The organism is Ruminococcus sp. Marseille-P328, from assembly GCF_964249465.1.
Lineage (GTDB): Bacteria > Bacillota > Clostridia > Lachnospirales > Lachnospiraceae > Blautia_A > Blautia_A faecis.
In genome coordinates this window covers 174,951-199,593 of sequence record NZ_CAXUBQ010000003.1, presented here as the reverse complement: position 1 = coordinate 199,593, position 24,643 = coordinate 174,951, and the positions used below count along the sequence as shown (strand labels likewise).

The following is a 24,643-nucleotide window of genomic DNA, read 5'->3' as shown; positions in this document are numbered from 1 at the left end:
GAGAATATCTTATTATGCAGAAATTATACTATCAGTTTCCGGGAACCTGGTTCGGCGATTGTATGCCATTTGGCCATGGAGATAAATTTTATTTATATCATCAGAGAGATACCAGAAAACCGGGACCATTTGGAGAGCCATTTGGCTGGGATTTAGCAACAACCTCTGATTTTGTTCACTACGAAGACTGTGGTGTGGCAATTCCAAGAGGAACCGATGAAGAGCAGGATCAGTTTATTTTCGCAGGAAGTGTTTTTGAAGCAGAAGGACAGTATCATATTTTCTACACTGGTTACAATCGTGATTACTCAGCACTTGGAAAACCATCTCAGGTACTGATGCATGCATATAGTGATGATTTGATTACCTGGCACAAAACTCAGGATGCTCTTACCTTTACACCACAGGAAGGCTATGATTCAGATGACTGGAGAGATCCATGGGTGATTCGTGACGAGGAAAACGACCAGTACTTACTGGTTCTTGGAACAAGATTGCAGGGTCCAAAAACAAGACAGACAGGAAGAACTGTTAAATTTACTTCCAAGGATCTGAAAAACTGGAAGTTTGAAGGTGATTTCTGGGCACCGGACCTTTATACCATGCATGAAATGCCAGACCTGTTTAAAATCGGTGACTGGTGGTATCATATTGTGACAGAATACAGTGACAGAAGCAAAATGGTTTATCGTATGAGCAAGAGCCTGAATGGTCCATGGATTGCACCAAAGGATGATGCATTTGACGGCAGAGCTTATTATGCAGGACGTACTTTTGAACTGAATGGACAGAGAATTCTGTTTGGCTGGGTTGCAACGAAAGACAAAGATGATGACGATGAAAACTTTATCTGGGGAGGAACCTTCATGGCACATGAGGTATACCAGAAAGAGGATGGTACTCTTGGTGTAAGAATCCCGGAAACAGTATGGAATGCTTTTGACAAAGAGGAAAAGAAGGATGATTTCGTAATCGATACACCAACTAAGAGCTCTGAAGTTGTTGTTGGAAGAAATACTGGTGACATTTTCAAATTTGAGGCAGATGTGGAGTTCTCAGAAGGCACAAGAACATTTGGCGTGAGATTTTATGAGGACGAGGATAAAGCAGAATCTTACCAGTTTGTATTTAATACTACAGAGAACCGTTATGTATTCGAGAAGAAACCGAACTGGCCATGGCCTGCAAATCAGAACATCGGACTGGAAAGACCAATCGAACTGATTCCGGGAAGGAAATATAATATCCGTATGATCGTGGATGATACAATTGCTACCATTTATGTGGATGGTGTGGCTTTGAATGCACGAGCATACAAGAGACCAGGGGAAAGTTTATCTCTGTTTGCTTCTGAGGGAAGTCTGAAGGTTACCAACTGTAAGGTGACTACAGGGCTGAAGAAATAATTCATTAATCTGGAATGTAGTATTCCTGTGTTTTGTAAAGTATGTTGCTATGAACGAAATGAATAGCAACGATTATAAGGTATCATAAGAAAAACAGATACAGTCAAGAGTGCGCCTAAATGAAAAATTCTTGCTGGAATTTATACTATATCAGTTTGTTCTTATGATACCTTTTTATATGATCTGCAGCGTTAATGTAACAAGTCTGATTGTTCTTTGGCGATATACAGTTCAAGACTGTTTTTGTCAATTAGAGCAGATTCGACTCCTTGCCTGGAAACGCAGAAAGCAGCTGCAATTGTAGCAATCTGAATGGATTGCTCCAGCGAATAATTTTCGCTGCGGTAGCTGGCAAAAGCAGATATAAAAGCATCGGCTCCTCCTGTTGAATCGATTACGTTTAAATCAACAGCAGGAAAGTACTTAGCGCTTTCAGCAGTCTTTAAATAACATCCGTCAGCTCCGAGAGTGATAATAACAGTTGGAATTCCAAGCTGATAAAAGTAATCAGCCTGCTGTTCTACAGATGAATATTGTGGACACAGTGCAGCTGCTTCACGGCGGTTTGGAATCAGTATGTCTATATTTTCATATAGTTTAGCTGGAAGTTTTTTTAATGCTGCTGGTTTGAAAATTGTCTCAACCCCATTTTGTCTGGCTATTTTTGCAGCAGTAATCACAGTTTCAATGGGGATTTCGTTAGACAGAAGGCAAAAACGGCAGTTATGGAACAGGTTTTCTCTTTTGCGGATGTTATCAGGCGTAAGTTTGTCATTTGCACCTGGTAGAATTGTAATGGCACTTTCACCGCTGTCTTCCAGATATATATAAGACTGACCTGTTCTTGCGCTATTTTTTTTACAGATTCCAGTGGTTGGAACATTCTCTTTATTCAGTATGTCTAAGAGGTGTATCGCCTCATAATCATTTCCTACAGCCGCAATTAAAAAAGGAGAGCCACTAAGGTGTGCGACTCCAATTGCCTGATTGGCACCTTTTCCACCAGGGGCGCAAATGGCATTTGAAATTTTAATAGTGCTTCCTGCCTGAGGAAGTGTGTCAACATGGAAAACATTGTCTTGGTGGATTGCTCCTACAACCAATATTTTTTTATGTGGCGGATTGATTACAGAAATACTCTTTTCGTGATTCAAGGTCAAAGGAAATGACAATGTATAATCCGAAACGGTGTAATCATTATTTTCGGACATATTAATTACTTCTTTACATAAACGGCTTCCAAAATCAAAAAAAGGAATAGAAATACCGGAAAGATGCGGTAAATAAGCATTTGGTGGAATAGAAGGAAGGATACAGGTTATAGAAAAATCTTCTGGAACCTGTATATGTTGTTGATCCAGTATTTCGTATAAAATCAGGGCTAATTCATATTGATTGCAGACGACAGCAGTATAGTTTTGCTTAAGCAGTTCGAGAATCTCTTTTTCGCCAGGCTCATAATAAACGGAAGCTTCAGAAAACGGAAGGTGGTTATTGTAAAGACAGCTGCGGAAACCTGAGACAAAAGAAGCTCCGTCTGCATTGCTCACTACAGACAGACAGGCAATTTTGCTATGTTTACAATCTACTATTTTTTGCGTCAGATAGGCACCGATTTCATGAAAATTAATTGTATAAGTTGGAGAAAAATTATAGTTTCCGGTGATACAGTAAGGGATTTTATGACGTTCAAAAATTTCAGCAGAAGAAAGACTGTCATCGGAAGCGGGTTCCCAGATTACACCATCTACTGGTGTGGAACATAATTTGGTTATGTGTTTTGCTTCCAGTTCCGGGTCGCTGTAGCTTTCAAGCAGAACCACCCCATATCCATTGTTTTGAGCGGTATATAAAATTCCATCAAGCATTCCTTTCGAAATTTCAGAGGAACGCAATAATACACCCAGAAGGAATTTTTTGGATGAGGAAAGATTTTTTATGGTGCTGTAAGGCGTAAAATTGTATTCTTTTACAACATTAAGAACTCGTGCGCGTGTCTGGGCATTAATATGCTCATCTTTTCCGTTGATGATTTTGGAAACAGTGGAAACAGAGACACCTGCAATTCGAGCAATATCTGTTATTGTCATAGGAAAATCCTTTCGTAATTTATCAGTATGGTTGAAGGTTAAAAGAGAGAACATCTGTGTTTACTTATTAAACGATAAAAATGTAATATAATTTTGATTATATAGGAAAAGTATAATTTACACAAGGGTAAAGAATGATAGTTGGCAAATAGCACAATAATGATGCGAAAATATTGTATAAAAAATACGAAATGACAAAAATGAATTACTTTCGCTTGACAAAAACCAAAAACCGATATAGAATCTGAATAAAGAAAACGGTTTCAGAAAACATTTTCATATAAAAACATCACAAACAAAGAAAGGGAAACAAGTGAAGGTATTAAACTATGGATCTTTAAATATCGATTATGTTTATTCGGTAGATCATATTGCTCAAATTGGTGAAACAATTTTATCTGACAGCTTAAAGACATTTTGTGGAGGCAAAGGACTTAATCAGTCTATTGCGCTGGCGAAAGCAGGAGTTGCAGTTAACCATGCAGGATTAATTGGTGAGGATGGAGATATTTTATTGGACATCTGCAAAGAGTATGGAGTAGATACTACATATATAAAAAAAGTTCCTGCGCAGGGTGGACATACAATAATCCAGGTTGATAAGGAAGGTCGAAACAATATTATTTTATATGGCGGAACAAATCAAATGCAGAGCAGAGAATATATTGACAAAGTTCTTTCTGATTTTACTGCCGGAGATTATTTACTTCTTCAGAATGAGATTAATCAATTGGATTATATAATTGATAAAGCATACGAGAAAGAAATGCGTATTGTTTTAAACCCTTCTCCTTTTGATGACAAATTAGATAAATGTGATTTTTCAAAAATCTACTTGTTTTTATTAAATGAAGTAGAGGGAGCTCAGTTTACCGGAGAGTCTCAGCCTGACAGTATGATTCAGATGTTTCGTGAGAAATTGCCTGATTCGAAGGCTGTATTGACTCTGGGAAGTGAAGGCGCAGTTTATTTTGATTCTAAAGTGGAAATTCGGCAGCCTATTTTCAAGACAGAAGTAATAGATACAACAGCAGCAGGAGATACATTTACCGGATTTTTTCTGGCAGGACTGCTTAAAGGTTTTGATATTTCTGAAACGCTAGAAATAGCGTCAAAGGCTGCATCAATAGCTGTGTCAAGAGCTGGAGCTGTTAATTCGATTCCTATGCTTAACGAAGTGATGGAATCTTTTGAAAAAAACGAAAAAGGGAGGGAAAGGGAAAAATAAGCGAATGGTAATTAAACAGTAGGAAAGAAAAAACAAAACTATTACAAACAGGAGGATTTAAGAATGAAAAAAAATTTTTTAGCGGTTACATTAGCAGCAAGCATGCTTGCATCAATGGCAATGCCGGCAGTGGCATTTGCAGAAGAAACAACTGATACTCAGGCGGTAGAAGCAACGGCAGAGAATACAGAGAGTACAGGAGTAAAAAGAGCTATCCTGGATACAGATATGAGCTATTTAAACGACGATGCGATTGTAATGTTCATGCTTGCACAGGCTGATAAGATGGGAGACTGTGATTTCCTTGGAGTGACTACAGTTGGAGGAAATACATGGAGTGCAGTGGGAACAACAGCAGCTCTTAGACAGCTGGAGTTAATTGGAAGATCTGATATCCCTGTTTATATGGGAACTGATGTACCGCTTATGGGATTCCGTAATATGGAAGCAGAAAGCCAGATTTGGGGTATGCCGGAATACAGTGGTGCTTATTGGAATTTTAATGAAAGTTGTTTTGGAGATGTATCACAGCGCCCTACGGATTATAAGAATCTCCCAACTGAACCCAAATATGGATATGCAGAGACAGAAGCACAGGACGAACATGCTGTTGATTTCATTATTGAACAGGTTCACAAGTACCCTGGAGAAGTAACAATTTTTGTTATAGGTGCGGGAACTAACATGGCACTTGCAGTAAGAAAAGATCCGACAATTGTAGACGATGCAGCTGGTGTAGTTTATATGGGCGGCGCAGTTGATATTCCTGGAAATTCAAATACAACAGCAGAATATAACTGGTATTATGATCCGGAAGGAATTCGAATTTGTCTGAATGCTGCATGGAAAGATCAGCTTGTTGTTCCAAATGATATTGCAGAAGATGTATTCTATACAAAAGATATTTATGATCGTATTGTAGAAAACGAAGGAAATGAAATTTCCAAACTTATCGTTGAAGGTCAGGCAAAGAGATTTGAGGATGATCCGGAAGCTACCAGCTTTGTATGGGATTCTATTACAGCAGCAGTATGGCTTCACCCGGAAATTGCAACAGACATTCAGGAGAGATATTTAACAGTTGATACAAATTACGGACCAGATTATGGACATGCAATCAGCTGGTGGACCGCAAGAAACCGTGACGTAGAAGCTGGTGTGGGAATGCCATACGGTGTACAGAAATGCAACATACTGTTTGATATTGACAGAGATGCATTCTGGAACTTCTATGTAGATATACTGACAAAAGATTTATAAGAGAAACTCGTTTAATTAAATAAGAAAGTGTGATAACCGTGATATGCATGCATAATGCGGTTATCACAAATAAAAAGTAAAAGCAGATTGGGAGGATTCAAAAATGAATAAAATGAAAGTAGCAGTTGCAGCAGCAATGGCAATGGCATTAACAGTATCAACAGGAGTAAGTGCTTTTGCAGCAGAAGCTGATCTTCCTGGCGCAGATGTAGCAGAGCAGGGATACGATTTTTATGACAAGGCAGTTTCCTATAATGATATCAGAGAAGATCTTAAAGCAATTTCCAAATTAGATAAAAAAGTCACCCTTGGTTTCGCAACCAAGACATTTGAGAATGAGTTCTGGAGAATGGAAGGCGAAGGCGCTGAGACAGCAGAAAAGAATTTCCAGGATGCTGGTTATGATCTGACAGTGGATGTAAGAGGTGCTCAGACAGAGACAGATGAGGAAGGACAGCTTACCCTTCTGATGGATATGGTAAATAAAGGATATGATGGAATCCTTGTATCTGGAATTTCAGAAGCAAACCTTGTTCCAGGAATGGAAGCAGCAATGGAAGCTGGAATTGATCTGACAACAGTAATGGATGCATTCACACCATATTCAAGCACAACAGTAGGTGCATGGCATTATCAGGCAGGTGTTCAGGGCGCAGAATGGATTTACAATACAATTGGACAGAAAGGACAGGTTGCCTGCATTACCGGACTTTCACAGGCAACAGCTGCTCAGGCACGTACACAGGGATTTAATGATTTTTATTCCGACAAATCCGATATTGAAGTAGTTGCAGTTCAGAACGGTGACTGGGATCGCCAGAAAGCATATGATATTACAGAAACACTGCTTCAGCAGTATCCGGACTTAGGTGGTATTTACTGTAACAATGATACTATGGCAATGGGAGCACTTGAGGCAGTAACAGCAGCAGATAGTGACTGTGTAGTTGTTGGAACTGATGGAACAAGTGAAGCTGTCGAGTCTATTAAGGCTGGTGAACTGGATGCAACAGTTGACTTCTTCCCGAATGTTATGTCTCAGATTGCAGTTGAGATGCAGGTTCGTAAACTGGCAGGCGAAGAAGTTCCGAAGGTTGTTTACGCTCCGCAGAGCATCCGTGATGCAAGTAATGCAGATGCAAGTTTTGAGGAGATTTTCGGATACGATTATGCTCCGGTATTTGAGTAATTTTGACAATCAGGAGATGTGGGACGGTACTGGAACCGCCCCACATCTTATCAAAATCAGCGGACAGCCAAGACTGCTGTTGCAAAATATACAGAAGAGAATCAGGTATATGCAGGATTAGAATATTTGGAAAAGATTTGTGCAAAAAAGAAATTTGTATTAGATTTTGAATATCTGTGTTAACAGATAAGACGGAGGTGCATCTATGGAAAAGTACATCGAGTTTGAGCATATAGGGAAAACCTTCCCTGGGCAGAAAGCTTTGGATGATGTCAGTTTTTCAATACGAAAGGGAGAAATCCATGCAATTATCGGAGAAAACGGCGCTGGAAAGAGTACTCTGCTCAATATATTGCATGGAGTATTTCCGGCTACGACTGGTGAGATTAAAATTAATGGGAAAACAGTAAAGTTTTCGAATGTCGCGGATGCGATTGAAAATGGTATTGCAAAAGTACACCAGGAAATTGTAAGTATTCCCGACATGACAGTGGCAGAAAATATGTTTATGGGAAAAGAACCTGGGAAGTATGGGATTATTGATAAGAAAAAAATGAATCAGGATACAGAAGCTCTGTTGAACAGGCTGAACTGTCATATTCGTCCAACAGACCGGATGGGCGAACTTTCAACTGGTCAGAAACAGATGGTATCCATTGCGAAAGCGTTAGAGGTGAATGCAACAGTTATTTCTTTTGACGAGCCTACAGCTTCATTGAGTGATAAGGAAGTAGAGACTTTATTTGGAATTATGAATGACTTAAAGAAAAAAGGGATAACGATACTTTATATTAGCCATAAGATGAATGAGATTTTTCAGATGTGTGACCGTGCGACGATATTACGAGATGGAAAATACATTAAAACCATCGAAATGGCGAAAACAACACGAGATGAGGTTATTCAGGCTATGGTTGGGCGTGATATTTCCTTGTTTGCAAAGCGTACAATGCCTTGCCAGAAGAGAGGAAAGGAACCGGTTCTCAGTGTAAAGGGCTTAGAATCTGATTTGTTTAAAGAAATAAATTTTGATTTATATGCAGGAGAAATCCTTGGCTTTTTTGGCTTGGTAGGAGCTGGAAGAACAGAGGTAATGCGTGCGATTTTTGGAGCTGATTCCTATACAAAGGGTAGTGTCAGATTAAATGGAAAAGAAATTCATTGCAAATCACCACACGAGGCAATTGAACTTGGAATCGCATTGATTTCTGAAAATAGAAAAGAGGAAGGAATTCTTCCAAACTTTGATAATAAAGATAATATTTCTTTGGCAAGTATGAAAAAGTACATGTCAGGAATTGTTATTAATGATGATAAGAAAAAAAGAAATGCTCTGGAAAAAGGAAAACAGGTGGGATTAAAACCAAATGATCCGGCATTTATGACAGTCAGCTTGTCAGGCGGAAACGCGCAGAAGGTAATTTTGGCGCGTTGGATGTCAACAGATGCAACTGTTATGATATTCGATGAGCCGACCAAAGGAATTGATATTGGAGCCAAGGCTGATATTTATCTTCTTATGGAGAAAATGGCAGCAGAGGGGATAGCGATTATCATGGTATCGTCAGAATTGACAGAAGTCATGGGTATGAGTGACCGAATTCTTGTAATGAGCGATGGAAAAATTACAGGAGAGCTTATGAAGGATGAATTTTCAGAAGAGAGCATTTTAAATTATACAGTGGAGGAAAACTAAAAATGAGCACAATTTATAAAAAATACAGAAGAGAATGGAGCACATTGGTAGCTTTATTAATTACGTTTGTACTATTTAGCGCATTGGAACCTTCCTATTTGTCTGCAACTAATGTGGCAACAATTATTACGCAGGCCGTAACATATGGTTTGATGGGAATTGGAATGACGTGTGTAATTATTTCCGGAGGTATTGATCTGTCTGTAGGTTCTTCTCTTGCACTGCTGGCATGTATCGGGGCACAGCTTGCAAAAATGGGGCTGCCAATACCGGTATGGATTGTTGTCTGCCTTGTACTGGGATTTTTAATGGGTGCTGTAAATGGTGTGCTTGTAGGAAAAATGAAATTACAGCCGTTCATTGCAACAATGGGTACCATGCAGGTGTTCAGAGGTGTGGCATATGTTATTACGGGTGGTTATCCGGTTCTGAATGTACCAAGAAACTATCGAAATGTATTCAATTTTAAGATTACATCTGTAATGACTTTTGCTGTGGTAATCTTTTTCCTGTTTGCGATTGTTATAACTTTTGTATTAAAGAAAACAAAGATTGGCGCTTATACATATGCTGTCGGCGGAAATGAAGATGCTGCAAGACTTTCAGGAGTGCGGGTAGAGAGAACGAAAGCATTAATTTATGGAATTGGTATGCTTGGTACAACATTAGCTGCACTTGTTATGATTGGACGTCTTGGAACAGGAGATCCATCCACAGGTCAGGGATATGAGATGGATGCAATTGCAGCGGCTGCAATTGGTGGAACCTCTATGGCAGGTGGACGCGGAAATATTTTTGGAACAGTCATTGGAGCAGTTTTGTTTTCGGCATTAAAGGTAGGTCTGGTAGTAATGGGCGTTGATACTTTCTATCAATATATTGTTACTGGTGTAGTAATTATTATTGCTGCCTATATTGAAATTGTGCAGGGAAATATGCTTGCCAGAAAAAAAGAAAAATAGATAGAAGAAAGCTTTTGAAACAACAGACTTTTGGTAAATAGAAAATACTTCCCCGCATAAACATGTTGCAACAGATTTGTTTATGCGGGGGATTTTATTATGCTGAATTATCTCTGGAGAGATATGTCATTTCTTGAAATTATCTATGCTGCATGCAGTGATAGTTTGCTGGATTATGAACCGAAATTGTGAGAAGGATAGAAAACTCAGCGACTTTCTTGGAAAAGCTGTCAGTAATCTTGAACTTCCCGTGGCTCTGAGCGCTACGGCAGCCAGAGCAGCGGCGGTGTGGATTGTAGTCTTTCAAAGATAGCAGTTATTCGGCTATAAGCAAGTAGCGAAGCGGATCTGTAATATCTGATTAATGCATCTGAATCCTCTTACGATTATAAACCAGATGCAGATACATGGCATCCTGTGCGCGGAGCGGGTCATGGGCAGCAATGGCATCCGCAATCTCACGGTGGGTCTCGATGGTTTCTTCCAGCAGTGTACCTCTGGTGGTCTCTACAAACAGAGGGATTGAGCTGTTAATCACAGGAACCAGTCTTGGAACCACAACGTTTTTGCTGCTCAAAGCAATGGCTGCATGAAAATCTATATCCTTTTGTGTATGGTCTTCATGTTTTTTTAATAAGTCTTCTACTTCATCGCAAAGCGCGGTGATTTTTTTTACGTCTTTTTTATCGGCGCGCGTAGCCGCCATTGCAGCAATAGATGGCTCAAGAAGAAAACGAACCTCCAGCAGGTCAGTGATCAGCTTCTGCTTATTTCCAATAAAGGTAAAGCCCAGTGGATCTTCCACCATTCCAGGGGAAGATGAGATATAGGTGCCGGAACCCTGGCGGATCGTAACAATATTTCGGGATGCGAGAAGCTTCATGGCTTCCCGGACAGAACTTCTTCCTGCATTCAGACGTTCTGAGAGAATAGTTTCATTCGGTAATTTATCTCCTGGCTGTAAATTTTCTTCTAAAATAAGTGCAATAATATCCTCTGATATTTTTTGTGGAAGGCTTTTTTCTTCTGATAACAAATTCATCATATGATTTGCTCCGTTTCTGATAGTTATAATTCTTACTTTTTATGATAAGGTTTTTTTGATTCAATGTCAAAATGATAAAATATACAAAAACAGATATATAATTTTAGATAAAATTCCAGTATTGCATTTTTAGTGAATTGAATATATGATAAATACATCAGATGAATTCCGAGAAAAAAGACATTAAACAGCGTAAAAAACATAAAAACGACTAAATAGGTCAGATGAATTCATAGGAAGAAGGCAAAATATCAGATGAATTAAGGAGGTAAAAAGAAAAATGGAAGAAACAACTTTTGCGGCGGATCCAATGAGACTGATGATCGCGGCGGCGGTGGGAATTGTGGTTCTGCTGGTACTGATCATCAAATTTAAACTTCATCCGGTTCTGTCAATGATGATTTCTGCAATCATCATCGGGGCAGGAGCAGGAATGCCGCTTACGATGATCTCGGACACGGTAGAAAAAGGTGTTGGAAAGACACTGCAGGGAATCGCGCTTCTGGTAGGCCTGGGTTCCATGTTTGGCGGAATCCTGGAGGTAAGCGGAGGAGCCCAGAGAATCGCAGAGACATTGATCAGTAAATTTGGCCAGAAAAAAGCCGGCTGGGCACTTGGACTTACAGGACTTGTAATTGGTACCACCGTATTTTTTGAAGCTGGTGTTGTGGTATTGATCCCATTGGTGTTCAGCGTTGCGAAACAGACCAGAAAATCCACCCTGTATTATGCGATTCCCCTTCTTTCCGGTCTGGCAAGTGGCTATGCTTTTGTTCCGCCGTCTGCTGGCTCGGTACTTGTGGCAAATGCACTTGGCGTGAATCTGGGAACCATGATCATGGTAGGAGTTCCGACAGCGCTGATCTGTATGATGGTTTCCGGAATTTTCTGGGGAAGCTTTGTTGGCAATAAGATTTACACAGAGCTTCCGGCAAATGTGGAAGAGATTAAAGACGATGGAAAAGAACTTCCGCACTTTGGACTGGTCTTAGGGGTGATACTGATTCCACTGGTTCTCATCCTTCTCAGCACATTATCCAAGTACATGCCGCTTCCGGAAGGAGTAAAGGATGTTCTGGGATTCATAGGAAAACCATTCCTTGCATTAACCATTGCAACGCTGGCATCTATGTACTTCCTTGGAATCAAACGAGGATTTACAGGAGCCCAGTTAAAGAAAATCCTGGATCATTCACTCAGACCGGTAGGTATGATTCTTCTGGTCATTGCCAGCGGTGGAGTGATCCGATGGATGCTTCAGGATTCCGGCCTTGGAAATATTATCGGACCGGTGCTGGAGAAGAGTGGGCTTCCATTGATCCTGATCGCATTTCTCATTGCACTTCTGGTCAGAGCTTCTGTAGGAAGTTCCATTGTAGCGATGACAATGGCATCCGGAATTATGGCAACCATGCCGGCTGTAATGGGTACCAGCATGCTTTACAGAGCTGCTATGTGCTGTGCAATCTGTGGCGGCGCAACTGCACTGAGCCATGTGAATGATGCAGGCTTCTGGCTGGTAACCTCATTCCTTGAGATCGACGAAAAGACAACCCTGAAATCCTGGACGATCATGGAGACACTGATCGGTGTTACGGCACTTATTGTAAGCTTTATTGTTTCAATCTTTGCATAGGAGGCAGGACGCAATGATAAAGATACCGGTTTATTTAAGAGATATGTGTGATGCCAAGCATCTGGTGCAGGCTGCATCAGGATGTGAGAAAAATGTAGATCTGATCTGTGGAAGATATATTGTAGATGCGAAATCAATGCTGGGGGTGTTCAGTCTTCCCACATTTGATGATGTAGAACTTGGAGCAGAAGAAGAGGACGAAGAGAAACTCAGGAAAACACTGGAAAGTTTAAAGCTTATCAGAGAATAAAAAATGGAGGAAAAAATCATGCAGTTAAAAAGTCAGGAAATGAGAAAACTTGCACCGGAGCTTGATCCGCTGCGCATTGGAACAGGCTGGACAAAAGAAGATCTTGGAAAAGTCCAGGTTATGGTTGAAAGCACCTATGGTGACAGCCATCCGGGAAGCGGACATCTGAATATCCTTGTAGAAGAAGTCCGCAAAGGAATTGCAGAAGAAGGCGGCTTCGGAGCACGTTATAACTGTACCGATATCTGCGACGGTGAAAGCCAGGGAACAGATGGAATCAACTACAGTCTGGCCAGCCGTGAGATGATCGCCAATATGATCGAGATTCATGCAAATGCGACTCCTTTTGATGCAGGTGTATACCTTTCAAGCTGTGACAAAGGTGTTCCGGGAAATCTGATGGGACTTGCCAGAGTAAACATTCCTTCCGTATTTGTTCCAGGTGGAACCATGAATGCCGGACCGGAAATGCTGACACTGGAGCAGCTTGGAATGTACAGCGCAAAATATGAGCGTGGCGAAATTGATGAAGAGAAGCTTGACTGGGCAAAATGCAATGCATGCCCAAGCTGTGGAGCATGTTCCTTTATCGGAACTGCATCTACCATGCAGATCATGGCAGAGGCACTTGGACTTGCACTTCCAGGCACAGCCCTGATGCCTGCAACAAGCCCTGACCTTCTTGACTTTGCGAGAGAAGCTGGAAGACAGGCAGTGAGAATTGCTCAGATGGAAAACATGCGTCCTTCTGACATCGTAACTATGGACAGCTTTGAGAATGCAATCCTTGTACATGCTGCAATTTCAGGAAGCACAAACTGCCTGCTTCATATTCCGGCAATCGCTCATGAATTTGGCATTGAGATCACTGGTGATACATTTGACAAGCTGCACAGAAATGCAAGATATCTTCTGGATGTACGTCCGGCAGGTCGCTGGCCTGCAGAGTGCTTCTATTATGCAGGTGGTGTACCGGCAATCATGGAAGAGATCAAAGAGCATCTTCACCTGGATGTCATGACTGTTACAGGAAAGACATTAGGAGAAAACCTGGAAGAACTGAAGAACAACGGATTCTATGAAAAATGTGATAAATGGCTTCAAGAGTTTAACAAACGTTACCATGTAAATGTTACGAAGGAAGACATCATCCGTCCATATGACAAAGCAATCGGAACAGATGGAAGTATCGCAGTCCTTCGTGGAAACCTTGCTCCGGAAGGTGCCGTGATCAAACACACTGCATGCCCGAAGGAAATGTTTAAATCAGTTCTTCGTGCAAGGCCATTTGACAGTGAAGAAGAATGTCTGGATGCAGTCCTGAAGCATAAGGTTCAGAAGGGTGACGCAGTCTTCATCCGTTACGAGGGACCGAAGGGAAGCGGAATGCCGGAAATGTTCTACACTTCTGAGGCAATCAGCAGTGATAAGGAACTTGGAAAGAGCATTGCTCTGATCACAGACGGACGTTTCTCAGGAGCATCTACCGGCCCGGTTATCGGACACTGCAGCCCGGAGGCTGTTGATGGCGGCCCGATCGCTCTTGTGGAAGAAGGCGACCTTATCGAAATCGATGTTATGGAAAGAAAACTGAACATCATCGGAATCGCAGGAGAACGCAAGTCTATGGAGGAAATTGACCAGATTCTTGCAGAAAGACGTAAAAATTGGAAACCACGTGAAATGAAATACAAAAAAGGTGTCCTGAGACTTTTCAGCCAGCATGCTGCAAGTCCGATGAAGGGAGCCTATCTGGAGTATTAATTATGAAGCATAAATTTATTACCATTGGCGAGATCATGCTTCGACTGACTCCGCCGGATTATGAAAAAATCAGAACAGCAACATCTTTTGAGGCAAGATATGGGGGAAGCGAGGCCAATGTGGCCCTCTCCCTTGCAAATCTTGGCGTAGATGCATCATTCTTTACAGTAGTTCCGGGAAACAGTCTTGGAAAAAGTGCTGTTCGCATGATGCGAAGCAACGATGTGAATTGTGACAGCGTAATTTATTCAACAGAGGAAGAGACACCGACACATCGCCTTGGAACCTATTATCTGGAGACAGGTTATGGAATCCGCCCGAGTAAAGTCGTTTATGACAGAAAACACAGTGCTTTTTCAGAGTATGATTTCAGCAAAACAGATGTGAAGAAACTTCTGGAAGGATACACCTGGCTTCATCTGAGCGGAATCACTCCGGCACTTGGAAAAAGCTGCAGTGAACTGATTCTGACCTGCCTGAAAACAGCAAAGGAAAATGGCATGACCGTCAGCTTTGACGGAAATTTCAGAAGTACATTGTGGAGCTGGGAGGAAGCAAGAGATTTCTGTACCCTCTGCCTTCCATATGTAGATGTTCTCTTTGGAATCGAGCCTTACCATATCTGGAAAAATGAAGAAGATCATACAGCAGGTGATGTAAAGGATGGTGTTCCCTTCCAGCCAGATTGTGAACAGCAGGAAAAAGTCTTCAGGGCCTTTGCAGAGAGATATCCGAATATCAAATGCATTGCAAGACATGTGCGTTTTGCACACAGCTGCAGTGAGAACAGCCTTATGGCTTATCTCTGGTTAAACGGAAAGATTTATGAAAGCAAACGGCTTACCTTCCATATTCTTGACCGTGTTGGAGGTGGAGATGCATTTGTAAGCGGTATTATTTATGCACTGATGAATGAATATACACCGGAGGATATTGTGAACTTTGGTGTTGCAGCCAGTGCAGTGAAGCATACCATTCATGGTGACGGAAATATTACAGATGATGTTTCCCTGATCAGACATGTGATGGAAATGAATTTTGATATAAAAAGATAACGAAAGGAAATTCAAATGATGGATATAGCAGAGAAGTTTCAGAAGCTTGGTGTTGTTCCGGTAGTTGTGCTGGAAGATACAAAAGATGCAGTACCCCTTGCAAAGGCGCTTGTTGAAGGTGGTCTTTCATGTGCAGAAGTTACATTTCGTACAGAGGCAGCAGAAGAATCAATCCGTCTGATGACAGAACAGTTTCCGGAGATGCTTGTAGGAGCAGGAACCGTTCTTACCAGAGAACAGGTAGATGCAGCTGTTGCAGCCGGTGCGAAGTTTATTGTAAGCCCTGGATTTGATCCGGAGATCGTAGATTACTGTCTGGAAAAAGAAATTCCTGTTTTTCCGGGATGCATCACACCGTCTGAGGTCGCACAGGCAGTAAAAAGAGGCCTTAAGGTGGTGAAATTCTTCCCGGCAGAACCGGCAGGCGGAGTTGCCATGCTCAAGGCTATGGCTGCACCTTATGTGGGAATTAAGTTTATGCCCACTGGCGGTATCAATGCAAAAAATCTGGAAAATTATCTTTCCTTTGACAAAATTATATGCTGCGGCGGAAGCTGGATGGTAAAAGGAGAGCTTGTAAAAAACGGAGAATTTGACAAGATCAGAGACCTGACAGCAGAAGCACGAAAACTGGTTGATTCCATCCGAAAATAATCGGAGGTATTACACATATTCATATTCACAAAAAACAGGATCCTGCATGAAAACAGGATCCTGTTTTTTACACACATACACTTCATACATTAAAAAAACCCCCATAAACCCAAACTCTCCCCCTCTATCCCAACCCCATCGTATGAGTTAAGATAATATCAACAAAGGAAAGCAAAAACAAATAAATGAGGAGGGAATGGAATGAATGAGGTCATTGTCTCCATGAACAATATCAGCAAAAGCTTCCCGGGTGTAAAGGCCCTGGATCATGTAAAGTTTGAGTTGCGTTCTGGAGAAGTCATGGCGCTGCTTGGGGAAAATGGAGCCGGAAAATCAACCCTGATGAAAATCCTCAGCGGTGTATATACCAGAGATGAAGGAACGATGGAAATCTTCGGAAAATCCTATGACGACCTGACACCAAAGCAGGCCCAGGAAGCAGGAGTAGCCATTATCCATCAGGAATTGAACATGTGCAGGCACTTAACAGTAACGGAAAACATGTTCCTTGGAAGAGAAGTAAAAGGTGGTTTATCCTTAAATAATGCGAAGATGCGGAAAGAAGCCAAGAAGGTTCTGGACGATCTTCGAATCGACATCAGTCCGGATCAGATCGTAGGAGATCTGCCAGTATCTAAACAGCAGATGGTTGAAATTGCAAAAGCACTTTCCATCAATGCAAGGATCCTGATCATGGACGAGCCTACATCCTCTCTGACAGCAAAAGAAATTGATGATCTTTTCCGTATCATCCGAAAGCTGAGGGACGAAGGAAGAGGAATCGTATATATTTCACACAGACTGGAAGAACTGTCTCATATCGTGGACAGAGTTACCATCATGCGAGATGGACAATACATAACAGACGGTAATTTCAAAGATATGGACATGGACTACATTATCAAAAATATGGTAGGCCGTGAAATCAAAGAAAAATTCCCGAGAGTGGAATGTAGGAAAGGCAAGAAGGTTTTTGAAGTGAAAAATCTTAATGCTGGAAAAATGGTCCGCGATATCAACTTCTCTTTATATGAAGGTGAGATTGTAGGATTTGCGGGACTGATGGGAGCCGGAAGAACGGAGACTACAAGAGCCATCTTCGGTGTTGATCCGAAAGACAGCGGAGAGTTTTATGTGGATGGTAAAAAAATTGAAGTCAACTGTCCAATGGATGCTATCCGAAACGGTGTTGTACTTGCTCCTGAGGATCGTAAAAAAGACGGTCTGTGTACGAAACTGAGTATTCGCCAGAACCTGGCACTGCCAAATCTTGACCTTGTATGCAATAAGATAGGTGTGATAAACTCAGGAAAAGAAGATGCTCTTTGCGAAAAAGCAGTGAAGGATCTCCGGATCAAAACACCGAACGTAGAAATTGATTCTGGCAATCTTTCTGGTGGAAACCAGCAGAAAGTAGTTGTTGGAAAATGGCTTGCAAGAGATTCACGGGTTGTTATCTTCGATGAGCCAACAAGAGGAATTGATGTTGGTGCAAAGGTAGAAATTTACAATCTGATGAATGAGCTGAAAAAACAGGGAATTGCAGTTATGTTTGTATCCTCTGAAATGCCGGAGGTCATGGGAATTGCAGACCGTATCATCGTAATGTGTGACGGACGTATCACCGGTGAGGTTTCAGCAAGGGAAGCCACCCAGGACGAGATCCTTACAATGGCAACATCCTTTGAAAACAAGAGTATTAAGGAAACTGAGGGAGGAAGTAAAAATGAATAGTAAACAGCAACGCCCCTTAAAGAAATTATTGGGAATCAGGGGAATGGGGGCAGCACTTACCGCATTTGTGGGGCTGATCATTATTTATATCGCATTTGGTATCATTAACCCGGCGGTTTTTTCAGGACAGAATATGTTGAACCTGCTGCGTTCCATGTCCAAGTACCTGCTGATCGGTATTGCACAAAGTTACGTACTGATCACTGGAAACATTGACCTGTCAATCGGATCCATGGTCGGAATGAGCGCCATGATCGCAGCCACCTTAATGACAACAGGAATGGCACCATTCCTTGCAATTGTGATCGCACTTATTGCCTGTCTGGTAGTTGGTGTAGTAAACGGATATCTGGTTGGAAAGTTTAAACTTCCTCCATTTATTGCAACGCTTGGAACCATGTTCGTAGCACGAGGAATTGCCTACATGGTAAACGGAAACAGAAACACAGATGCCATTGCAACAGGTGTTGGAAAAGAAACGGCTGATGCATTCCAAAATTGTTTTTATTACGGTAAAACACTTGGCATTTATAACACATTCTGGATCGCACTTGTTATTTTTGTTATATTTTTCTTTATCTTATCCAAGACACGTACAGGCCGTCATATTTACGCAATCGGTTCTAATGTGGACGCAGCAAAGCTTTCTGGTGTAAACGTAGTTTCCACCACAGTAAAGACTTATCTGGTAAGCTCCGTATGCTCCTGTGTAGTTGGACTTATCCTTTGCGCACAGGCTGGTATGGGAAATATGGAAGCTGGAAACATGTACGAGATGTACGGCGTAGCAGCCGGCGTAATCGGTGGCGTTTCCCCACTTGGAGGAACTGGAATCCTTCTTGGAACCTTCGCAGGTGCAGCTGTCTGGCAGACACTGGAAAATGGTCTGAACATGATCGGTGCACAGGTTGGTATCCAGCGAGTTGTAATCGGCGTGATCGTAGTTGCAGCCGTATTGCTGGATGTAGTTGTAAGAAACGGACAGTTTGGCAAACACAGAAAAAAATAACCGCAAGAAAACAGTATTTTTCACAGGAAAATGAAATCGACAACTGAATATGGGAAATGCAAAATAATTTCATGAAACTAAACCGCAAATGGAGAAGGCGGGTAGTTATAAAAAATAATTTTTAGGAGGATTTTTACAATGAAAAGAAAACTTTTAGCTATGGTATGTGCAGTATCTATGATCGCTTCCCTTGGAGCAGCTACTGTTTATGCATCAGATGATGTTAAGGCTACAGGCGAAGAGAAAATTGCGCTGATTACAATGGATTCTATTGATCAGCACTGGATCACCCTGAACGAAGGTGCTCAGGAAGAGGCTAAAGAGCTTGGTGTAACAGTTGACTTCATGTCCCCGAACACAAAGGATGATGCCCAGCAGATCGAGTGTGTAAACAACGCAGTAGCAGGTGGCTATGACGCGATCATGGTTGCTGCAAATGGACCAGACGCTATTTCTTCCGCACTTCAGGAAGCAAAAGACCAGGGAATTAAGATCGTATATGTTGACTCCCCTGCAAATGTCGAGGCAGAAGCTACTTTCTCCACAGACAACAAAGCAGCTGGAACAACAGCAGGAGAAGAGATGAAGAAGGCTCTTGAGGATGCTGGTATTACATCCGGAAAAATCGGTGTCATTAATGTAAACGCAGCTACTGATTCCTGCGTAAACCGTGAGGAAGGCTTCCGCGCAGCATTTGACGGCACAGACTTCGAAATCATGGAAACCCAGTACGGCGAAGGTGATGCTGCAAAATCCCAGAGTATCGCAGAGAACTACATTACACAGGGCGTTGTTGGTATCTTTGGATGTAACGAAGGTTCCACAACTGGTGCCGGAAATGCCATCAAAGCAGCTGGAAACGCTGACATCATCGGTGTTGGTTTTGATAAATCTGACGCGATCCTGAACCTGATCGACGACGGATATCTTCTTTGCACAATGGCTCAGAACCCGGATGTTATGGGATCTGAAGGCGTAAAAGCAGCTGTAAAAGCAATCAACGGCGAGGAGCTCGGCGGAGAAGTTACAGATACAGGTGTATCTGTGATCACAAAGGATTCTGATAAATAATCTGAAATAAAAGGAATATTGTTCATGGAACGTCATGGATATGATGACGGCTGGGACAGTAATTATAAGGAGCAAGAAACCGTCGGTTTTTCCGGCGGTTTTCTTGCTTAAAATGCTGAAATGGATTATCATTAGAAGTAAGAAAAAGTGGAGAGAGTTTCTAAAAAAAATGGGGAAATTTCTTCACAGTAATTATGTAATGGGGACGGAGAACATGGAGATTTTAAAGGTAGTAATTGCAGATGATGAGGTGCGGATCTGCCAGCTGATCCAGGCACTGATCGACTGGGATTCTATGGGAATGAAGGTGGTGGGAGTCGCCCACAACGGAGAAGAAGCCTGCGAAATGGTACGGCAGACACAGCCGGATATTCTGATCACAGATATCCGCATGCCAGGCTGCAGTGGCCTGGAGCTGGTAAAAAGGGTGAAGGAGCTGGATTCCGCTCTGGAAGTAATCATAATCAGCGGTTACGCCCATTTCGAGTATGCACAGCAGGCTATCAGTTACGGTGTGGGACATTATCTTCTGAAGCCGGTAAACAAGGGGGAACTGACTGCTACCCTGCAGAAATTGCAGAAAAAGATCGGGGAGCGCAAGGAGTCGGAACTGAATCATCAGGAGCTTGTAAATAAGGCGAAAAGGGATGATGACCATTTACGGGCAAATCTGATCGACAGGCTGCTGGATCAGCCGGATATGCCGGTTTCACAGGACACACTGACGAGCATTTATCATCTGAAAGCAAGACAGGGAGTGTACCAGGCGTTTTGCGTAAAAGTGGATTATGGAAGAAAGATTATTTCTGGCGGCAGGATGGATGGAACAACAGGTCTGGCTGGCGCACGAGAGATCAGCTCCACTTCCAGTGAGATCCTTATGGAAAAAGTACGTGAGGTCCTGGAACGAAATCTGAAAAAAGACAGCCGCGAATTAATTCTTCTGATTCGTGATGATTACTGCTACGGCATTCTTAACTACCCGGAAAGTGAGAAGGAATCCATCCGCCGGAGCATGAAGAGCAGCCTTACCCAGATGGAAATCCAGAAAAATATGTTTCAGCATGTAAGCTTTTCCATGGCAGTTGGAGCAGTATACAAAGAGGCAGAGCATTTGGCAGACTCTATGCAGGAAGCCCGAAAACTGATCCAGGAAAGACTGGTAAAAGGGGATGGACGGGTTCTCGACTGTATGGGAAAAGCTTCAGAAATTCAGGAGAGTGAGCTGCTGAAAAAGTATCTTCGTGATATTACTCATGCTGTAGAAATCTCCAGCATTCAGAATGCAGCAGAAGCAGTAGATGATTTGCAGGATACGGTAAATAAGGCGAAAGAAATCCGGGGCAGCGAGATTTTCGAACTGGTGTATGCAGCAGCTGATATTTTTGCAGCAAGTATTCGGATTCCAGAGCGCACTGCTACAGTGGAGGAATTCCGTAAACAGTGTGATAAATGTGGAAAAATAGAGGAAATTTTTTCATGTCTTAGGGATTTCCAGCAAAAATATATCCAGGAGCAGGCTGAACGTTATGAAAATGATACCATTCGCCCGGTTCGCAAGGCAAAGGAATATATCCAGAACCATTTCAGTGATCCTCTGACCTTAGAGGAAGTCAGCGAGATGGTGGGACTTAGCACTGCTTATTTCAGTGTCTTATTCAAGAAGACAGAAGGAGAAGGTTTTGCAAAATATCTGATCAACGTGAGAATGGAACAGGCCAAGCTACTCCTTCGGGAATCCAATCTTCCAGTAACAGAAATCTGCAAGAGGGTAGGATATAACGACCCGAAACATTTCACACATACCTTTGAGAAAGCGGCAGGGGTGAAACCCTCTACATATAGAAAATTGTATGGATAAATCAAAAATGAAATATAAAGAAAAACTGAAATACATATCCAACCGTGCGCTTGTCCTGGGAACGGTAGTCTTCGGGAGTTTTATTATTCTGGCGGTAATTCAGCTGTTATTGGCATATAAAGGAGAAACACCCTGGTGGATAGCCATAATTATAACAATATTTGTAATTTTGTTTCCAACTGTATTCTGGCTCTGGATCCACCGTCCTTACATGCGCTGTGAAAAAATGATGGATCGTTTTCTGGAGGGTTATATTTTTTCAGAAAAAGAAGATATGGAGCTCTTGAACCTGACTCCAAGCCTCCAGAAGCAGATGAAAATGGTAGACCGCATTGTGCGTTCTCCCCAATATATGGATCTGAACAAAAGACAGGCCCAGTACCTGGCTTTGCAGAATCAGATCAATCCCCACTTCCTTTACAATACACTGGAAAGCATCCGTGGAGAAGCCATTATTGCAGGTCTGGACAGCATTGCAGATATGACAGAAGCCCTGGCAAGATTTTTCCGTTACACCATTACCAAGGTGGAGAATCTGGTTTCTGTGGAGGAAGAACTGGATAACTGTGAGACTTATTTCGGAATTCAGAAATATCGTTTCGGGGACCGGCTGCAGCTTCATATTGATTATGATATTGCAGAGTATGAAAAGATCATGAATTGCAGAATTCCCAAACTGACGTTGCAGCCGATTCTGGAAAACAGCATTATTCATGGCGTGGAGCTGAAGGTTGGAGGTGGAAATCTCTACATCCGTTTTCAGTGTACAAAGAATCGCCTGCTCATCCGTATTTCAGACGATGGGGTGGGAATGGACGAGCTGACCTTAGCAAAGCTGAACCAGAAACTGGGCAAGTCAACCAAGGCTTTTCACGACAATGAAGAAAAACAAGGCGGAATCGCTCTGGTGAATGTGAATAACAGAATCCATTTGATCTTTGGGGATGAATATGGAATGCACGTTTATTCTGTACCAGGAGAAGGGACAGATGTGGAGATCACCATCCCTATACTTACTGACGACAGACAGGTGAAAAACAGGAGTGTGCTGGTATGAGAAATGAAGTTCTCAGAATGGAGCGTGTGACGTATAAAGAGGATGAGGTTGTGAAGCTGAAGGACTTCAACCTTCAGATCTTTCAGGGGGAGGTTATGGGATTTCTGCCTGTTAACAGTCATGGGAAAACAGCTCTTCTGAAACTTCTGGAGCGGAATCTTCCCCTCTATGACGGTTACATTTATTACGGTGGGGAAAAGGTAAATACCTGGAAAGAACATTATAAGGCTGCAAACCGGATCAGCATTATCCAGGAGAAAAGTTCTTTGGCAGGGAATTTAAATATTGCAGATAATATTTTTGTACTGCGCCCGGGCTTTCGCCAGTGGGTGATCCGCACAAAGATCCTGAACCGGCAGATGAAGCCCTTTTTTGAAGATATCGGAATGGACATTCCACTTAATAAAGATGTGGAGAAGCTTTCCACTTTTGAACGGATCATTGTAGAATTGCTCCGGGCTGTGATTATGGGATATCATCTGATCGTGCTGGATGAAGTTGGAGCTCTTGTCAGTGATGATGAGTTGAAAAAGCTTCATGGAATTATCCGTCATTATGTGGAAAAAGGGTTTTCTTTTCTTTATATCTGTTCTCATCTGGAGGAGATTTCCAGTATCTGTGACAGATGTGCGCTGTTTACCAATGGAAGAATCCAGAAGATTCTGGAAAGAGAGGAGCTGTTCAATGATCCGTCCGTAACTTACATGACGGAATATAACGACATGGTCCGTTATCATACGGAAAAAAGGGAAGGGAAGCAGGCTGCACCGGTTGTTTTTCAGTGGAAGGGCTACGGAGAGGATGCTGCCTGCAATTTTTCCTTTGATGTGCATAAAGGAGAATGCCTGGCCGTACAGATTATGGATGCCAGGGGAATGGAGGAGCTGCGGAAGATTCTGACCGGAGATATTTTACCGGAAAGTGGAGAACTCCTGTTGAATGGGAAGCAGACAGAGATTCCGGGAAATTGCAGGATTGCAGTAATCCAGGAACGTACTACAAAAACCATGATTTTTCCCGAACTGGATTATATGAATAATCTCTGTATTTGTCTGACAGAGAAAGTTCCTTCAATCTGGCACAACAAACGTCTTCAGAAAAGTATTCGGAATGAATACAGTCCCATATTAGGGTCAGACGTTTTTGAAATGCCGGTGGAGGAACTGAGTGAAAAGCAGAAGTATCAGCTGGTGTATACAAGAGTACTTTTGCAGAAACCGGAGATTCTGTTTTGTATTCAGCCTTTCTGCGGCGCTGACCTTGCTCACAGGATGTTTATCTGGAGTATGTTGGAAAAGTTCCTGGATAAGGGGATTTCGGTGGTGATCTTATCTTTGAATTTATCGGATTCTCTGGCAATGGCAGATCGCCTGTTGATTCTTGGGGAGAATGGGGAAAAGAGGGAAATTGCAAGAGAAAATTTTCATAAGATTACATCGCCGGTGCCCTGGCTGCACATGTATCTGTCAGAGAGAAAATAAAATATAATACTAATAATTCGGATTGTATTTTCAAACACGCTCCAGAGCCTAAATAAGAAGCCCATGGCAACAGAAATAAAATTGCCATGGGTTTCTTTATAACTAAAATTCAATTGTTTTACTTGTGCTCGCGTCCACTTTCCTGTCTGCGGATAAGAAGTATCCTTCGCTTGCAAATTGGCCAACTGCAATTAA

At 42.1% G+C, this 24,643-nt stretch carries 19 protein-coding genes; 17 read left to right on the top strand and 2 right to left on the bottom strand.

Annotation, left to right across the window (positions count from 1 at the left end):
• Positions 1-14 precede the first annotated feature (14 nt).
• Positions 15-1,406 (top strand): glycoside hydrolase family 32 protein, encoded by a 1,392-nt coding sequence (locus tag ACESTK_RS03755; RefSeq protein WP_237963623.1) that lies wholly within the window; start codon positions 15-17, stop codon positions 1,404-1,406.
• 191 nt (positions 1,407-1,597) lie between these two features.
• Here the strand turns inward: ACESTK_RS03755 and ACESTK_RS03750 are convergent, their stop codons facing one another.
• Positions 1,598-3,496: a PfkB family carbohydrate kinase gene (locus ACESTK_RS03750; protein ID WP_237963621.1), complete on the bottom strand. Its 1,899-nt coding sequence runs from the start codon at positions 3,494-3,496 to the stop codon at positions 1,598-1,600.
• A gap of 313 nt (positions 3,497-3,809) precedes the next feature.
• Between ACESTK_RS03750 and ACESTK_RS03745 the strand changes: the two genes are divergently transcribed.
• The 5 genes from ACESTK_RS03745 (at position 3,810) to ACESTK_RS03725 (ending at position 9,831) form a co-directional block, all read left to right on the top strand.
• The gene (locus ACESTK_RS03745) at positions 3,810-4,724 is read left to right on the top strand and encodes a ribokinase (RefSeq protein WP_373118735.1); all 915 of its coding nucleotides are present in this window, start codon (positions 3,810-3,812) and stop codon (positions 4,722-4,724) included.
• A gap of 63 nt (positions 4,725-4,787) precedes the next feature.
• Complete coding sequence (locus ACESTK_RS03740) at positions 4,788-5,984, top strand: nucleoside hydrolase (RefSeq protein WP_237963614.1); 1,197 nt, start codon at positions 4,788-4,790, stop codon at positions 5,982-5,984.
• A gap of 103 nt (positions 5,985-6,087) precedes the next feature.
• Positions 6,088-7,173, top strand: a complete 1,086-nt coding sequence (locus tag ACESTK_RS03735) for a substrate-binding domain-containing protein (protein ID WP_373118733.1) — start codon at positions 6,088-6,090, stop codon at positions 7,171-7,173.
• A 205-nt stretch (positions 7,174-7,378) separates the two neighbouring features.
• On the top strand, positions 7,379-8,869 hold the full coding sequence (locus tag ACESTK_RS03730) for a sugar ABC transporter ATP-binding protein (protein WP_237963612.1): 1,491 nt from the start codon (positions 7,379-7,381) through the stop codon (positions 8,867-8,869).
• A 2-nt stretch (positions 8,870-8,871) separates the two neighbouring features.
• On the top strand, positions 8,872-9,831 hold the full coding sequence (locus tag ACESTK_RS03725; protein ID WP_237963611.1) for an ABC transporter permease: 960 nt from the start codon (positions 8,872-8,874) through the stop codon (positions 9,829-9,831).
• A gap of 361 nt (positions 9,832-10,192) precedes the next feature.
• Here ACESTK_RS03725 and ACESTK_RS03720 read toward each other — a convergent pair whose 3' ends face one another.
• The gene (locus tag ACESTK_RS03720) at positions 10,193-10,876 is read right to left on the bottom strand and encodes a FadR/GntR family transcriptional regulator (protein ID WP_373118730.1); all 684 of its coding nucleotides are present in this window, start codon (positions 10,874-10,876) and stop codon (positions 10,193-10,195) included.
• Positions 10,877-11,156: 280 nt separating this feature from the next.
• Between ACESTK_RS03720 and ACESTK_RS03715 the strand changes: the two genes are divergently transcribed.
• From ACESTK_RS03715 to ACESTK_RS03665, 11 genes are all read left to right on the top strand, one after another.
• Positions 11,157-12,512: a GntP family permease gene (locus ACESTK_RS03715; protein WP_373118728.1), complete on the top strand. Its 1,356-nt coding sequence runs from the start codon at positions 11,157-11,159 to the stop codon at positions 12,510-12,512.
• 13 nt (positions 12,513-12,525) lie between these two features.
• Positions 12,526-12,762 (top strand): HPr family phosphocarrier protein, encoded by a 237-nt coding sequence (locus ACESTK_RS03710; protein ID WP_118577612.1) that lies wholly within the window; start codon positions 12,526-12,528, stop codon positions 12,760-12,762.
• A gap of 18 nt (positions 12,763-12,780) precedes the next feature.
• Positions 12,781-14,526: a dihydroxy-acid dehydratase gene (ilvD, locus tag ACESTK_RS03705; RefSeq protein ID WP_373118725.1), complete on the top strand. Its 1,746-nt coding sequence runs from the start codon at positions 12,781-12,783 to the stop codon at positions 14,524-14,526.
• Positions 14,527-14,528: 2 nt separating this feature from the next.
• Entirely contained in the window at positions 14,529-15,581 is a 1,053-nt protein-coding gene (locus ACESTK_RS03700) for a sugar kinase (protein ID WP_373118722.1), read from the top strand.
• Positions 15,582-15,596: 15 nt separating this feature from the next.
• Positions 15,597-16,235, top strand: coding sequence for a bifunctional 4-hydroxy-2-oxoglutarate aldolase/2-dehydro-3-deoxy-phosphogluconate aldolase (locus ACESTK_RS03695; protein ID WP_373118719.1), 639 nt, complete (start codon positions 15,597-15,599; stop codon positions 16,233-16,235).
• A 201-nt stretch (positions 16,236-16,436) separates the two neighbouring features.
• Positions 16,437-17,969, top strand: coding sequence for a sugar ABC transporter ATP-binding protein (locus ACESTK_RS03690; RefSeq protein ID WP_118577608.1), 1,533 nt, complete (start codon positions 16,437-16,439; stop codon positions 17,967-17,969).
• On the top strand, positions 17,962-18,978 hold the full coding sequence (locus ACESTK_RS03685) for an ABC transporter permease (RefSeq protein WP_118577607.1): 1,017 nt from the start codon (positions 17,962-17,964) through the stop codon (positions 18,976-18,978). The genes ACESTK_RS03690 and ACESTK_RS03685 overlap by 8 nt, the downstream gene beginning before the upstream one ends.
• A gap of 138 nt (positions 18,979-19,116) precedes the next feature.
• On the top strand, positions 19,117-20,049 hold the full coding sequence (locus ACESTK_RS03680) for an ABC transporter substrate-binding protein (RefSeq protein ID WP_118577606.1): 933 nt from the start codon (positions 19,117-19,119) through the stop codon (positions 20,047-20,049).
• 214 nt (positions 20,050-20,263) lie between these two features.
• The gene (locus ACESTK_RS03675) at positions 20,264-21,910 is read left to right on the top strand and encodes a response regulator (protein ID WP_187565234.1); all 1,647 of its coding nucleotides are present in this window, start codon (positions 20,264-20,266) and stop codon (positions 21,908-21,910) included.
• A 7-nt stretch (positions 21,911-21,917) separates the two neighbouring features.
• Positions 21,918-22,967: a sensor histidine kinase gene (locus tag ACESTK_RS03670; RefSeq protein ID WP_373118715.1), complete on the top strand. Its 1,050-nt coding sequence runs from the start codon at positions 21,918-21,920 to the stop codon at positions 22,965-22,967.
• The gene (locus tag ACESTK_RS03665; protein WP_187565232.1) at positions 22,964-24,448 is read left to right on the top strand and encodes an ATP-binding cassette domain-containing protein; all 1,485 of its coding nucleotides are present in this window, start codon (positions 22,964-22,966) and stop codon (positions 24,446-24,448) included. Before ACESTK_RS03670 ends, ACESTK_RS03665 begins: the two co-directional genes overlap by 4 nt.
• Positions 24,449-24,643 lie beyond the last annotated feature (195 nt).

Bases quoted from the DNA above. Each gene is read 5' to 3' on its own strand.
- ACESTK_RS03715 (WP_373118728.1), top strand. From the start codon at position 11,157: ATGGAAGAAACAACTTTTGCGGCGGATCCAATGAGACTGATGATCGCG.
- ACESTK_RS03665 (WP_187565232.1), top strand. From the start codon at position 22,964: ATGAGAAATGAAGTTCTCAGAATGGAGCGTGTGACGTATAAAGAGGAT.
- ACESTK_RS03675 (WP_187565234.1), top strand. From the start codon at position 20,264: ATGGAGATTTTAAAGGTAGTAATTGCAGATGATGAGGTGCGGATCTGC.
- ACESTK_RS03720 (WP_373118730.1), bottom strand. From the start codon at position 10,876: ATGATGAATTTGTTATCAGAAGAAAAAAGCCTTCCACAAAAAATATCA.
- ACESTK_RS03740 (WP_237963614.1), top strand. From the start codon at position 4,788: ATGAAAAAAAATTTTTTAGCGGTTACATTAGCAGCAAGCATGCTTGCA.
- ACESTK_RS03710 (WP_118577612.1), top strand. From the start codon at position 12,526: ATGATAAAGATACCGGTTTATTTAAGAGATATGTGTGATGCCAAGCAT.
- ACESTK_RS03725 (WP_237963611.1), top strand. From the start codon at position 8,872: ATGAGCACAATTTATAAAAAATACAGAAGAGAATGGAGCACATTGGTA.
- ilvD (WP_373118725.1), top strand. From the start codon at position 12,781: ATGCAGTTAAAAAGTCAGGAAATGAGAAAACTTGCACCGGAGCTTGAT.
- ACESTK_RS03730 (WP_237963612.1), top strand. From the start codon at position 7,379: ATGGAAAAGTACATCGAGTTTGAGCATATAGGGAAAACCTTCCCTGGG.
- ACESTK_RS03670 (WP_373118715.1), top strand. From the start codon at position 21,918: ATGAAATATAAAGAAAAACTGAAATACATATCCAACCGTGCGCTTGTC.
- ACESTK_RS03680 (WP_118577606.1), top strand. From the start codon at position 19,117: ATGAAAAGAAAACTTTTAGCTATGGTATGTGCAGTATCTATGATCGCT.
- ACESTK_RS03700 (WP_373118722.1), top strand. From the start codon at position 14,529: ATGAAGCATAAATTTATTACCATTGGCGAGATCATGCTTCGACTGACT.
- ACESTK_RS03750 (WP_237963621.1), bottom strand. From the start codon at position 3,496: ATGACAATAACAGATATTGCTCGAATTGCAGGTGTCTCTGTTTCCACT.
- ACESTK_RS03690 (WP_118577608.1), top strand. From the start codon at position 16,437: ATGAATGAGGTCATTGTCTCCATGAACAATATCAGCAAAAGCTTCCCG.
- ACESTK_RS03685 (WP_118577607.1), top strand. From the start codon at position 17,962: ATGAATAGTAAACAGCAACGCCCCTTAAAGAAATTATTGGGAATCAGG.
- ACESTK_RS03755 (WP_237963623.1), top strand. From the start codon at position 15: ATGCAGAAATTATACTATCAGTTTCCGGGAACCTGGTTCGGCGATTGT.
- ACESTK_RS03695 (WP_373118719.1), top strand. From the start codon at position 15,597: ATGATGGATATAGCAGAGAAGTTTCAGAAGCTTGGTGTTGTTCCGGTA.
- ACESTK_RS03735 (WP_373118733.1), top strand. From the start codon at position 6,088: ATGAATAAAATGAAAGTAGCAGTTGCAGCAGCAATGGCAATGGCATTA.